At 37.0% G+C, this 13,472-nt stretch carries 11 protein-coding genes; all 11 read right to left on the reverse strand.

The window, feature by feature from the left end; all coding sequences use genetic code 11:
• Window positions 1-15: 15 nt before the first annotated feature.
• The 11 genes from SHYC_RS09665 to secA all read right to left on the reverse strand — a co-directional run bounded on the left by SHYC_RS09665 (window position 16) and on the right by secA (window position 13,462).
• Window positions 16-501 (reverse strand): acyltransferase, encoded by a 486-nt coding sequence (locus SHYC_RS09665; protein WP_039646689.1) that lies wholly within the window; start codon window positions 499-501, stop codon window positions 16-18.
• Complete coding sequence (gene lgt, locus SHYC_RS09670) at window positions 485-1,339, reverse strand: prolipoprotein diacylglyceryl transferase (protein ID WP_039646691.1); 855 nt, start codon at window positions 1,337-1,339, stop codon at window positions 485-487. Before lgt ends, SHYC_RS09665 begins: the two co-directional genes overlap by 17 nt.
• Window positions 1,339-2,274 carry an HPr(Ser) kinase/phosphatase gene (hprK, locus tag SHYC_RS09675; protein WP_039646693.1) on the reverse strand — a complete coding sequence of 312 codons (936 nt, stop codon included), beginning with the start codon at window positions 2,272-2,274 and terminating at the stop codon, window positions 1,339-1,341. The genes lgt and hprK overlap by 1 nt, the downstream gene beginning before the upstream one ends.
• Window positions 2,275-2,443: 169 nt before the next feature.
• Entirely contained in the window at window positions 2,444-2,857 is a 414-nt protein-coding gene (locus SHYC_RS09680) for a hypothetical protein (protein WP_039646695.1), read from the reverse strand.
• A gap of 2 nt (window positions 2,858-2,859) precedes the next feature.
• On the reverse strand, window positions 2,860-5,703 hold the full coding sequence (gene uvrA, locus SHYC_RS09685) for an excinuclease ABC subunit UvrA (protein ID WP_039646697.1): 2,844 nt from the start codon (window positions 5,701-5,703) through the stop codon (window positions 2,860-2,862).
• 5 nt (window positions 5,704-5,708) lie between these two features.
• Window positions 5,709-7,691, reverse strand: coding sequence for an excinuclease ABC subunit UvrB (uvrB, locus tag SHYC_RS09690; RefSeq protein WP_039646699.1), 1,983 nt, complete (start codon window positions 7,689-7,691; stop codon window positions 5,709-5,711).
• A gap of 134 nt (window positions 7,692-7,825) precedes the next feature.
• Complete coding sequence (locus tag SHYC_RS09695) at window positions 7,826-8,062, reverse strand: CsbA family protein (protein ID WP_039647701.1); 237 nt, start codon at window positions 8,060-8,062, stop codon at window positions 7,826-7,828.
• 5 nt (window positions 8,063-8,067) lie between these two features.
• Window positions 8,068-8,709: a YfbR-like 5'-deoxynucleotidase gene (locus SHYC_RS09700; protein ID WP_039646701.1), complete on the reverse strand. Its 642-nt coding sequence runs from the start codon at window positions 8,707-8,709 to the stop codon at window positions 8,068-8,070.
• Window positions 8,710-8,842: 133 nt separating this feature from the next.
• Entirely contained in the window at window positions 8,843-9,730 is an 888-nt protein-coding gene (locus SHYC_RS11890) for a COG3942 and LysM peptidoglycan-binding domain-containing protein (RefSeq protein ID WP_052257847.1), read from the reverse strand.
• Between the two features lie 74 nt (window positions 9,731-9,804).
• Window positions 9,805-10,909 (reverse strand): peptide chain release factor 2 gene (gene prfB / locus SHYC_RS09710; protein WP_107632626.1). Its coding sequence is split into 2 segments (ribosomal slippage): window positions 9,805-10,836 and window positions 10,838-10,909, totalling 1,104 coding nucleotides; the frame shifts between segments, so codons are not numbered across the junction.
• A gap of 24 nt (window positions 10,910-10,933) precedes the next feature.
• Window positions 10,934-13,462, reverse strand: coding sequence for a preprotein translocase subunit SecA (gene secA / locus SHYC_RS09715; RefSeq protein WP_039646703.1), 2,529 nt, complete (start codon window positions 13,460-13,462; stop codon window positions 10,934-10,936).
• Between the last annotated feature and the right edge of the window lie 10 nt (window positions 13,463-13,472).

A 13,472-nucleotide genomic window follows, 5' to 3' on the forward strand; every position in this document is an offset into this window, starting at 1 on the left:
CTTGTCACCTTCCTTTCACAACGGTTTAATTTGTATCGGATTACCTATAGCTATTGTATCATTTGGAATATCTTTAGATACGACAGCATTAGCGCCAATTTGAACGCGCTCTCCTATTTTTACGCCAGGTAATATCGTCACATTTGCACCAATAAGCGTGTCATTTCCTATCTCAACATCACCTACGCGTAATACATTAGGTAGAAATTCATGCGTTAAAATCGTAGTATGATAGCCGATGGTTACATTTTCTCCGATTTTTATTTTCTCAGGATACATCAAATCGGGAACGACTTTAAAAGCAATAGCTGTATGATTACCGATTTTCATATGTAATAAGCGTCGATAAAGCATAGGTTTGAGTTGGATAAATGGGAAATAACGTAAAAATTCAATAATCAACGTGTTTTTGAATAATTTGGCAAATGAAATATAACGATATAAATACCATAACGGGTTATATTTACCTTTCGTAGCAATGACTTTAACTCTTCTTGCCATGTGTCATATCCTTTCGTTGCGCTGGCCAAGGTAACACTGCTACATCCTTGTATTTCGGCGGTTTCACTTTCAATCTTCTCCATAAAATCATTCCTACACCAATCATAATCAATACGATAGACATAAGTTGCGCCACGCGAATCGTCTCCGTTAACATGAGGCTATCTGTACGCAAGCCTTCAACAAAGAATCGACCAATAGAGTACCAAGTTAAATATAAGAAGAAAGTTTCGCCAACGCGTAAATGTTTACGGAGCGATATAAGTATCACAAATCCTAAAACGTTCCATAACGATTCATATAAAAACGTTGGGTGATAATATACACCATCAATATACATGTTATCAATGATAAATTGCGGTAAGTGTAAATTTTCTAAAAATGTACGAGACACTGGACCGCCATGTGCTTCATGATTCATAAAGTTGCCCCAACGCCCAATAGCCTGAGCTAAAATGATACTCGGTGTAGCAATGTCACCAAGCTGAAATGGATTCCAATTTTTTTGACGTGAGTAATAAATCCCTGTAATAAAAGCTCCGATCAAACCACCATGTATCGCTAAACCACCTAACCATATCATAGGGATTTCTATCGGATGCATAAGATAATAATTTAAGTTAAACAATACAAAATAGAGTCGCGCAGATAAAATAGCAACCACAACACAAATGAGTATCGTATTGATTAAATCTTCTTCTTTAAATCCAATCTTTTGAGCGCTTTTTTGTGCAATAACGTACCCTAATAAAATGGCAGTTGCGATAATGATGCCATACCATCGCACATGTATTGGCCCCAGTGAAAATGCGATAGGATCGATATAACCTAACAACATTACATATCTCCTTTACGTTGACTATTTTTTAATATTTCCGCATTTAAGCGTTCATTAAATTCTTCGGCAGTATTAATACCCATGATATTCAATCTGTAATTCATCGCCGCAACTTCAATTATAACTGCCACATTTCGCCCCGGACGTACAGGTATCGTTTTTTTAGTTATTTCAGTGTCCATAATTTTTAACGTTTCTTCATTCAAACCTACCCGATCATATAGTTTATCTTGTCGCCATGTTTCTAGATTAATATTTAATCGAATACGTTTTTGCGTTAATATTGATCCAGCACCAAATAGTGTCATCACATTAATAATGCCTAAGCCTCTAATTTCTAATAAGTGTTCAATAATTTTTGGTGGTTTCCCTATCAATTGATCCTTATTGATTTCTTTAATTTCCACATTGTCATCTGCAACTAATCGATGCCCACGTTTTACAAGTTCTAATGCTGTTTCACTCTTACCTATACCAGAATCACCAGTTATTAATACACCTACACCATAGACGTCAACTAGAACACCATGCAGAGATGTAGAATTTGCAAGTTCATGCTCTAAAAATGTAGTGAATCGCCCCATAACACGTGTTGTTGCCTCATCGATGTACATCAGTGGTGTATCTGTCGCACGTGATGCTTCTATTAATTCATCAGGTGCTTCATGCCCTCTCGTAATAATAATAGCAGGTGTTTCAGGGCGGCATAACTTGCGCATTCGTCCTTTTCGTTCATCCAATGGCAACAGATTGTAAAAGGATAACTCTGTAGTTCCTAGGAGTTGAATACGATTCGATGCATAATGCGAAAAGTAACCTGCCATTTCTAAACCTGGTCTAGAAATGTCCGTATTCATAATTGGTCGTTCAAGCCCTTTTTCTCCAGCAATGACATTTAATTTGAATTTTTCCACTAGATCTTTTGTTGTTAACATACGTTCACCTCAATTAGTGCTTTCCTCAATGATTTCTATTATAGTATATTTGATAATCAATACGTATAATGTTCCACTGTTTGTCATTCCATTATACATGAACAGGGTGAGAGTATAAAAATAAATCTTTATGACTTATTTTTAACGCTCACCCTGCTATTTATATAACTTATTTACCGTATTTATTTAGTTTTTGAGTCACATCACGGAATGTCTTTTCAAGTTGACTAAACGTATCAATAGGAATCTCTTTGGAATCATTATGCTTTTCAGTTGTCGTTTTCTTATTGTTCGACGCTTTTCGTAAAGACGCTGTCACTTGTTTAAGCGTGTGTGTCATCATTTCTTCCATAGATGGTTCAGATGTTTGCTTTTGACCCTGTTGGTTATGTTTATTTTGAGACGTTTGATTCTGTGACGTCGATGGGTTCTCGGTATCGATTTCTCGATGCGATGCCTGAGCATCAATATGATGACGTTCATGCGTTTTTCCATTCATCGCATCTAATAAAATTGCTGCTGATTCCACTAAAATTTTATGCGCTTCCAATAGCTCTAAAACTTTAATTTGCGCTTCTTTCATCACTACTCCTCCATTCGCGCTTTATCACGTTCAAGTACTTGTTTTAAATATTTACCCGTGTAGGATGATTCAGTTGCGGCAATTTCTTCAGGTGTCCCTGTTGCTAAAATTGTACCGCCGCCTTCCCCACCTTCTGGTCCTAAATCGATTAAATGGTCGGCAGTTTTGATCACATCCAAATTGTGTTCAATAATGACAACCGTATCCCCGTTATCTACAATTTTATTTAACACTTTAAGTAAACGACTGATATCGTCTACATGTAGTCCAGTTGTAGGTTCATCTAAGATATATATAGAACGCCCTGTTGAACGTTTATGCAATTCTGACGCTAACTTCACACGTTGTGCTTCACCACCCGACAATGTTGTAGCGGGTTGACCGAGGGTAATATATCCTAAACCAACATCTACTAATGTTTGTAATTTACGTTTGATTTTAGGAATATTTTCGAAAAAGCGCGTTGCATCTTCTACGGTCATGCCTAAAACATCAGCAATATTTTTACCTTTATACGTGACTTCTAATGTTTCGCGGTTATAACGCTTGCCTTCACACACTTCACAAGGAACATAGACATCAGGCAAAAAGTGCATTTCGATTTTTATGATGCCGTCCCCTTTACACGCTTCACAACGTCCACCTTTCACATTAAAACTGAAACGCCCTTTTTGATACCCTCTCACTTTGGCTTCATTCGTTGAGGCAAATACGTCACGTATATCATCAAATACCCCTGTATATGTTGCAGGATTGGAACGTGGCGTACGTCCAATTGGCGATTGGTCAATGTCTATAATTTTATCAATTTCCTCGACACCTTTAATGGCATCATGCGCACCAGGTCGTACTTTAGACTTATTAATTTGTTTTGCTAATGCCTTATATAGTACTTCATTCACAAGCGAACTTTTACCTGAACCTGAGACGCCTGTAACGACATTCATCACAGATAATGGAAAGGCGACATCGACATTTTTTAAATTATTACTGCGCGCACCTTTAATTTCAATTTTACGTTCTGAAAGGTCGCGTCGTTTCTCAGGAACCGGAATAAATTTTTTACCACTCAAATACTGACCCGTTAATGATTTTTTATTTCGCATGACTTGTTTAGGTGTGCCATTTGCCACCACACTGCCACCATGTTCCCCAGCACCCGGACCAATATCTACAAGATAATCTGCTTCCATCATTGTATCTTCGTCATGTTCGACAACGATAAGTGTATTACCTAAATCACGCATGTCCTTTAGTGTAGAAATTAAACGATCATTATCACGTTGATGTAGACCAATTGACGGTTCATCAAGGACATATAATACCCCTGATAGACGTGAGCCAATTTGTGTTGCCAAACGAATACGTTGTGCCTCACCACCTGACAGCGTACCAGAGGCTCGATTTAATGTTAAATAACCTAAGCCAACATTATTTAAAAACTCTAATCGTGCAATAATTTCCTTTAAAATCAATCGTGCTATCTGTTGCTCTTGACTAGAAAGTTGGATATTTTGATAATAATTCAATGCATCATGAATCGATTGCGTTACAACTTCACCAATATTTTTACCCGCTACGTATACAGATAAAGCTTCCTTACTTAAACGTTGGCCTTGACACGTTTCACAAACTTGCTCAGCCATATATTTTTGCATCATTTCACGTACATATTCTGATGGTGAGTCGTGGTAACGACGCTCAATATTCGGAACAACTCCTTCAAAAACCATCGTACGTTTGCGTGCTTGGCCAAATTTGGATTTAAATGTAAACGTGATTTCTTTATCACCAGAACCATATAAAATAATGTTTTTTTGACGTTCAGTAAGCTTTTTATACGGTTTGTCCATATTAATTTTATATACATCACACACACGTTTTAATAGGGTTGGATAATAATCAGAGCTTGTTGGTTCCCAAGCTAAAATTGCACCCTCATTCAAACTTTTATCTTTATCAGGTACTACTAAATCTAAGTCTACCGTTAACTTTTGTCCTAACCCGTCGCAGGTTGGGCAAGCCCCAAATGGACTATTAAAACTAAACATCCGTGGTTCTAACTCACCAATTGAAAAGCCACAAATTGGACACGCATGCTTTTCAGAAAACTCAAGTTGTTCGCCATCTATGACATCTACAACTAAACGTCCTTCTGACAACTCCAGTACGGTTTCGATTGAATCGGCTAAACGCGTTTCAATTCCAGATTTGACAACTAAACGATCGACTACAATTTCTATCGTATGATTTTTGTTTTTATCTAATTCAGGCACTGCCGTGATATCCATGATTTCTCCATCAACACGTACACGAACATACCCTTTTTTAATAACATCCTTAAGTAATTTCTCATGCGTCCCTTTACGATGATTAACGATTGGTGCAAGTAATTGAATTTTAGTCCGTTCTTCTAGTTGAAGGATTTGATCTGCCATTTGTTGTACTGTTTGAGATTCGATTTCAACACCGTGATGTGGGCATATAGGTTTGCCAATCCGTGCGTATAGCAGTCGGATATAATCATATATTTCTGTTACCGTCGCTACAGTCGAACGCGGATTTTTACTCGTTGTCTTTTGGTCGATAGAAATGGCTGGTGATAGGCCTTCAATCGTATCTACATCTGGTTTATCCATTTGTCCTAGAAATTGTCTCGCATACGCACTTAATGATTCCACATAACGTCGTTGTCCTTCTGCATAAATCGTATCAAAAGCAAGGGAAGATTTACCAGAACCAGACAACCCTGTCATGACAATTAACTTATGTTTCGGTAATTCAATATCTACATTTTTTAAATTATGTGCTCTCGCACCTTTAACAACGATTGACGGTTCTTTCATTTTATTCACCCTTCTGCTTTTAATTCAAATAACATATCTCTTAATTCTGTAGCTCTTTCAAAATCGAGTGCTTTCGCGGCTTCTTTCATTTCATTTTCAATATTCTTAATCGTTTTTTCTCGCTCTTTTTTAGTTAGTTTTTTCGGAACTTCTTTACGTTGATCATCATTTGTTTCATTTGTGTCAACAGTAGCACTAATCACATCATGAATTTTTTTATTAATGGTTTGAGGGGTTATACCATGTTTTTCATTATACGCCATTTGAATGCTGCGTCGACGTTCTGTTTCATCGATGGCGTATTTCATAGAATCCGTCATTTTATCTGCGTACATGATCACTTCACCTTTTTCATTACGTGCTGCACGTCCAATTGTTTGGATCAGAGACCTTTCAGACCGTAAAAACCCTTCTTTGTCCGCATCTAAAATGACTACTAGAGATACTTCTGGTATATCTATTCCCTCTCTTAATAAATTAATCCCTATTAAAACATCGAATGTTCCCATTCTCAAATCACGAATGATTTCAATACGCTCTAACGTTTTAATTTCAGAGTGAAGGTAGTTTACCTTTACCCCCGCTTCTTTAAGATATGTCGTTAAATCTTCACTCATTTTTTTGGTTAATGTTGTGATGAGGACACGCTCATTTCTATCTACACGTTCTTGAATTTCAGACAATAGATCATCGATTTGATTTTTAGTGGGGCGCACTTCAATTTTGGGATCCAACAACCCAGTTGGCCGAATAATTTGTTCCACCATTTCATCTGTATGCTCAAGCTCATATGGACCAGGTGTTGCTGACACATAAACTAATTGACGTGCTTTAGATTCAAACTCTTCAAACTTTAAAGGACGGTTATCTAACGCACTGGGTAAGCGAAAACCATGTTCAACTAATACATTTTTTCGTGCTTGGTCTCCGTTATACATCCCTCTAATTTGAGGCAATGTCACATGGGATTCATCAATCATAATAAGCCAATTATCACCAAAATAATCCAGTAACGTATATGGTGTAGAACCTAAAGGACGCAATGTTAAGTGTACTGAATAATTTTCAATACCAGAACAAAACCCCATTTCACGCATCATTTCCAAGTCATAATTCGTGCGTTGTTCTAATCGCTGTGCTTCCAAAAGCTTGTTTTCACTCCGCAATTTTTCTAATTGTGAGGCAAGCTCTTTTTCAATGCGTTCAATTGCGATTTTCATTTTTTCTTCGCGTGTAACGAAGTGAGATGCTGGGAAAAGTGCAAAATGTTCGCGTTCACGTAGCACCTCGCCAGTGAGATAATTAATTTCACTCACTCGATCAATTTCATCACCAAAAAATTCGACACGAATACAAAGTTCATCTCTTGATGCTGGGAATATCTCTACAACATCCCCTCTTACACGGAACGTCCCCCGTTTAAAGTCAATATCGTTACGTGTATATTGCACATCAACAAGTTTTCGTAATAGTTCACTACGATCCATCTCCATACCTACACGGATACTTACAACTAGGTCTTTATATTCTTCAGGGTTCCCTAGACCATAAATACAACTCACACTTGCGATAATAATGACATCATCACGCTCAAATAAAGCACTTGTGGCAGAGTGTCGCAATTGATCAATTTCATCATTAATAGAGGCGTCCTTTTCGATAAACGTATCTGTTGATGGGACGTACGCTTCTGGTTGGTAATAATCATAATAACTCACAAAATATTCAACTCTATTTTCTGGGAAGAATTCTTTAAATTCACTATATAATTGTCCAGCTAATGTTTTATTATGCGCAATAATTAATGTCGGTTTCCCCACTTCTTTAATCACATTACTCATCGTAAACGTTTTACCCGTACCTGTTGCTCCTAAAAGCGTTTGATGACGCTTACCTTCATGAATACCTTTTGCCAATTCAGCAATTGCTTTGGGTTGATCACCTTGGGGGTCAAAGTTTGATGCAATTTTAAACGCATGATGCTCCATTCATGTACGCTCCTTTCAACACAATATCAATAACATTTTATCAAAATTTAACACATTGTTCCAAACATCTGTTCGGGATTTTTGGTTTTATCCATACAACACAAATAAGGATAAGATTCCTACAAGAGGAAACCTTATCCTTCACTATCCTGTTGTTTATGGATATGCAATTGGTCGACAATAATATAACCGGCAAGTAACGATACAACGTCTAAAAATATAATCCATTCATTATGAAAGAATCCTTTATAAACAGAAGCGCCGATTAAAATAAGTGTAATGAGTGTCCCCACCCACTTACTTCGCGTAATCGCACTAAAGATGACAACTAGGACGCATGGAAAGAATGCAGCTAACATATACCATATCATCACAATCACACTTTCCTGTTTTTAAGAATTTGCATTGTCATTTCTCTTAATTCTGTGCGCGGGATGAATTTTTCTGTAAGCATTTCTGGAATGATATTTTCTATAAAATCTTGAACCGCATACAAATGATCAAATTGCATAATCGTTTCTAAGCTCATTTCATAAATTTCAAAGAAAAGTGGTTCTGGATTACGTTTTTGTATTTCACCAAATGTTTCATATAAGAGATCAATTTTATCGGCGACAGCTAATATTTGTCCCTCTAATGAATCGTCTTTTCCCTCTTGTAAACGTTGACGATAAATCTCTTGATATCTTTCAGGTATTTCCTCGGTAATAAAGGTATCTACCATTTCTTCTTCAACTTGTGAAAATAATTTTTTTAATTCACCACTGGCATATTTTACAGGCGTTTTAATATCTCCTGTAAACACCTCCGCAAAATCATGGTTCAAAGCTTTTTCATATAAACTTTTCCAATCCACATCTCGCCCATGATATTCTTCAACTGTACCTAAATATTGCGCAATTTTAGTCACTTTAAAAGAATGAGCGGCGACATTATGTTCAAAATATTTAAATTTACCTGGCAATCGAATTAATTTTTCTAAATCTGATAGCCTTTTAAAATATTGATGTACACCCATTACCAGACCTCCTTTAACGTTTTGATACCGTTCTAATTGCATCTTTGAAAGTATTTTTCTAGTTTGATGATAATATAACACAAATTTAAGGATTCTATCACTATATAAATTAATATACGATAAATATTCAAATTTAATGAATAAAATGATATTGATCATACACATCTATGATTCGATAGCTGACAATAAAAGGTGCAACCCAGTTCATTTCAGAAACCACAATTGCATTTCCTTTTATCGCTTCCACAATCGCAACGTGACCGTATGGACCTTCTTGCGAGACAAGAATTGCGCCTACTTTCGGTGTTGATGTCACGTGAAATCCTTCTTCACGGGCATTAATATGCCATTGCTTCGCATTTCCCCAATAGTTATGAATTGGATGCGCTAGTTCCTTACGTCTTTCAAAAGCATAGTAAGTACACTGTCCCCGCATATATAAATTTTGAAAATCAACATGTTCATACGTCACGTCTTGTATAACTGGACGTTGTAATAAATCCCTATGTGTTTTAACGGTATTGTGGTTTCCAAAAAAATGAGAGGGTGTGATTTGAGAAAGACGAATTTGTGCTTTTAAAGAAGTGAATGTATTAGAGTGGTACGGCGCGTGTCTAGTGTGAGGTGGTATAATAGGTGCTGATTTATGGTAGGCTTTTTGTAAACGTGGTTGAAATAATAGTGCTGCGCCTTTTGGAGAGAGTGCTAGCCATTGATTGGAAGATAGTTTTTCAAATGACGGATTGAACTGATAAAATGTACGCTTGGTTAAGTGATAACGCGTCAAAATCCCATTCAAAGTATCTCCCGATCTCACGATATGAATATGTTTATTAGGAATTCGTACCGTCTTTTGTCCCTTAACTGATTGTCTTTCTGTAGGGTTTAAAGTTTTTAATTCTTGAATGGTTGCACCAATTTTTTGAGACAATTCATAAAAAGATTGATGTTTTGGAACTTCGATGTCCTGTGTGAGTAGCGCATTAGCAACTGCCATTACAAATAAAAAATTAAATATCATATCATGTATAGAACTCCTTATATTAAAAACTTGGAGCATCACGATTTTGTTCACACTCCAAGTTTCCAATCCAATTAATTTAGTTGACTTCTTAAATATGCATCAATAAACGGCCCAATATCGCCGTCCATAACAGCATTCACATTTCCCGTTTCTGCATTAGTACGATGGTCTTTAACCATAGAATAGGGATGGAAAACATAAGATCTTATCTGACTTCCCCATCCGATTTCCTTTTGTTCGCCACGAATCTCAGCAAGTTCTTGCGCTTTTTGCTCAATTTCAAGTTGATATAATTTTGCTTTTAACATTTTCATTGCAGCTTCACGGTTTTTTATTTGTGAACGCTCATTTTGGTTATTAACGACAATGCCAGTTGGATGATGCGTAATACGAATCGCAGACTCCGTTTTATTAATATGTTGACCTCCAGCACCTGAAGCACGGAACGTATCCACTGTGATATCATCAGGGTTAATCTCTATTTCAATTTTTTCATTATTAAACTCAGGAATCACATCACATGAAGCAAATGAAGTATGGCGACGACCTGAAGAGTCAAAAGGAGAGATACGCACGAGGCGATGAACACCTTTCTCAGCTTTTAAATAACCGTAGGCATTATGTCCTTTAACTATCATCGTAACACTCTTAACGCCCGCTTCATCGCCAGCTTGATAATCCACGATTTCGACTTTAAATCCCTGTTGTTCACAAAAACGCTGATACATCCTAAGCAACATATTTGTCCAATCTTGTGATTCTGTGCCACCAGCGCCCGGATGTAGCTCTAAAATAGCATTATTCGCATCATGTTCTCCATCTAAAAGAAGCTGAAGCTCAAAACGATCAATTGTTGGCCCGAAATTGCGCACAAGCGCCTCAAGCTCATTTTTAAGATCTTCCTCTTCGTCTTCTTGTAATAGTTCATGCGTCGCTTTCATATCTTCAATGTCGTTATTAATGTCATGATACGTAGTCACAATTGACTTTAATGCGTTATTTTGATCAATAATTTGTTGCGCTTTAGATTGGTCATCCCAAAAATTCGGTTGCGCCATCATTTCTTCATACTCTTGAATATCGGTCTCTTTTTGTTCTAAGTCAAAGAGACCCCCTGAGTTGATCGAGCTTTGTCTCGAAATTTTCAATCATACGTTTAATTTCAGATAGTTCCATTTGGGTACTCCTCATCATTAAAGTTTATTTGCCACAACAATTTTTATATTTCTTACCACTACCGCATGGGCAAGGTTCATTACGACCCGTTTCTTGATCTTTAACAATCGGCTTAGGTTTCACTTTTTCTTTGCCATCGTTTGCTGAAACATGTTGCCCTTCAAATTCTTTCGTCTTTTCACGTTGAACATCATCTTCGACAGTTACAACAGATTTTAAGATATATTTACTTACATCTTCTTCAATGCCCTGCATCATAATATCGAAAAGTTCATGCCCTTCATTTTGGTAATCACGAAGCGGATTTTGTTGGCCATAAGAACGTAAATGTATCCCTTGTCTTAATTGATCCATTGTATCAATATGAGACGTCCATCTTTCATCAATTGAACGTAATAAAATCATACGCTCAAATTCAGGCATACGGTCACCCAATGCGTCACTTTGACGTTGATATGCTTGTTCAATTTTAGACCAAATGACTTCAAATATATCTTCACGATCTTTACCCTTGACTTCCGATTCTTTTAATTCACCTTCATGTAAAAACACATCTTCTACATAATGAATTAATGGTTCGTAATCAGGATTTTCAGCATCTTCATTGACGTGAAATTGTATTGTACGTTGTAATGTAGATTTCAACATTTCGATTACAAGTTCTGAGCTGCTTTCATCATCGATAATTCGGTTACGTTCTTCATACATAATTTCACGTTGTTTACGCAAAACTTCATCATATTCAAGAATACGTTTACGTGCGTCAAAGTTGTTCCCTTCAACACGTTTTTGTGCAGACTCTACAGCGCGTGAAACCATTTTAGATTCAATTGGTGTCGAATCATCCATACCTAAACGGTTCATCATCGCTTGCATACGTTCTGAACCAAAACGCACCATTAAATCATCTTGTAAAGATAAATAGAAGCGACTATCTCCTCGGTCACCTTGACGTCCCGAACGTCCACGTAACTGGTCATCTATACGTCGTGACTCATGTCTTTCAGTCCCGATTACAGCGAGACCACCTAGTTCTTCTACACCTTCACCAAGTTTAATATCCGTACCACGCCCCGCCATATTTGTAGCGATTGTAACCGCACCACGTTGACCTGCATCAGCGACAATTTCTGCTTCACGTTCATGGTTCTTCGCATTTAAAACGCTGTGACGAATACCACGTTTTTTTAGTAAATTAGAAATGTATTCACTTGTTTCTACTGCAACGGTCCCTAATAAAACAGGTTGACCTTTGCGATGCTTTTCGATGACTTCTTCTACTACAGCGTCAAATTTCCCTTTTTGGCTTACATAGATTAAGTCAGAATGGTCCACACGTTGTACAGGGCGGTTCGTAGGAATTTGAGTCACCGTCATATTGTAAATGTTTCTGAACTCTTCTTCTTCCGTTTTCGCAGTTCCCGTCATGCCCGCTAGTTTGTTATACATTCTAAAATAGTTTTGGAAAGTAATAGAGGCCATTGTTTTAGACTCGTTTTGAATTTTAACGGATTCTTTTGCCTCTATAGCTTGATGTAATCCTTCTGAGAAACGACGTCCTGGCATCGTACGTCCAGTAAATTGATCGACAATTAAAATCTCGCCATTTGTGACCATATAATCAATATCTCTAGCCATTGTGTAATGCGCTCTGAGTGCAAGGTTGATATGGTGAATAATGTCTACGTGTCTAACATCGTATAAGTTGTCTAATTTAAACATACGCTCTGCTTTATCAATACCTTGTTCGGTTAATTGAATTGCTTTTGTCTGAACATCGTAATTATAATCGTCCTCAGCTTTAAGCATTTTGGCAAATACGTTCGCTTGTGTATACAAAGATGTTGATTTTTCCGCTTCACCAGAAATAATTAAAGGTGTACGCGCTTCATCTATTAGAATCGAGTCAACCTCATCAATAATTGCGAAGTTCAATTTGCGCATAACACGGTCTTCTTTATAATTCACCATGTTGTCTCTTAAATAATCAAACCCGAGTTCATTGTTGGTACTATACGTAATATCTTGAGCGTACGCGTCACGTTTTTGATCCGTTTGTAAACTATTTGTATTTAAACCGACAGAAAGTCCTAAAAATTCATATAAATGTGCCATCTCTTCACTTTGAGATGATGCTAGGTATTCGTTGACTGTGATTACGTGCACACCGCGCCCTGTTAAGGCATTTAAATATGTTGGCATTGTAGCAGTTAATGTTTTACCTTCACCAGTTCTCATCTCAGCAATATCACCCTTATGAATAGCAATACCACCCATGATTTGCACTCTATATGGAATCATACCAAAAACACGTTTTGATGCCTCTCTTACTAGCGCGAATGCTTCTGGTAAAATTTCATCTAATTTGTCGTCTTGTTTTCTTCTATCTTCTATACTTTGTAATTGTTCTTGAAACGCACGTGTTTTTGCTTTAATTTCATCATCTGTTAAAATTGCCATATCTTCTTCTAGTGCGATGACTTTATCAGCAATTTTACCTAGTCGTTTCACTTCTCGGTTATTACCTTCAACCAGTTTTGTTAAAAAACCCATTTATTTCGCT

Origin of the sequence: Staphylococcus hyicus (assembly GCF_000816085.1) — a bacterium.
In the GTDB taxonomy this organism is placed as follows: domain Bacteria; phylum Bacillota; class Bacilli; order Staphylococcales; family Staphylococcaceae; genus Staphylococcus; species Staphylococcus hyicus.

What these genes read in the sequence shown, in the direction of transcription:
- lgt (WP_039646691.1), bottom strand. Translation starts at nt 1,339, where the DNA reads ATGTTGTTAGGTTATATCGATCCTATCGCATTTTCACTGGGGCCAATA.
- uvrA (WP_039646697.1), bottom strand. Translation starts at nt 5,703, where the DNA reads ATGAAAGAACCGTCAATCGTTGTTAAAGGTGCGAGAGCACATAATTTA.
- secA (WP_039646703.1), bottom strand. Translation starts at nt 13,462, where the DNA reads ATGGGTTTTTTAACAAAACTGGTTGAAGGTAATAACCGAGAAGTGAAA.
- SHYC_RS09665 (WP_039646689.1), bottom strand. Translation starts at nt 501, where the DNA reads ATGGCAAGAAGAGTTAAAGTCATTGCTACGAAAGGTAAATATAACCCG.
- SHYC_RS09680 (WP_039646695.1), bottom strand. Translation starts at nt 2,857, where the DNA reads ATGAAAGAAGCGCAAATTAAAGTTTTAGAGCTATTGGAAGCGCATAAA.
- hprK (WP_039646693.1), bottom strand. Translation starts at nt 2,274, where the DNA reads ATGTTAACAACAAAAGATCTAGTGGAAAAATTCAAATTAAATGTCATT.
- uvrB (WP_039646699.1), bottom strand. Translation starts at nt 7,691, where the DNA reads ATGGAGCATCATGCGTTTAAAATTGCATCAAACTTTGACCCCCAAGGT.
- SHYC_RS11890 (WP_052257847.1), bottom strand. Translation starts at nt 9,730, where the DNA reads ATGATATTTAATTTTTTATTTGTAATGGCAGTTGCTAATGCGCTACTC.
- SHYC_RS09700 (WP_039646701.1), bottom strand. Translation starts at nt 8,709, where the DNA reads ATGGGTGTACATCAATATTTTAAAAGGCTATCAGATTTAGAAAAATTA.
- SHYC_RS09695 (WP_039647701.1), bottom strand. Translation starts at nt 8,062, where the DNA reads ATGATATGGTATATGTTAGCTGCATTCTTTCCATGCGTCCTAGTTGTC.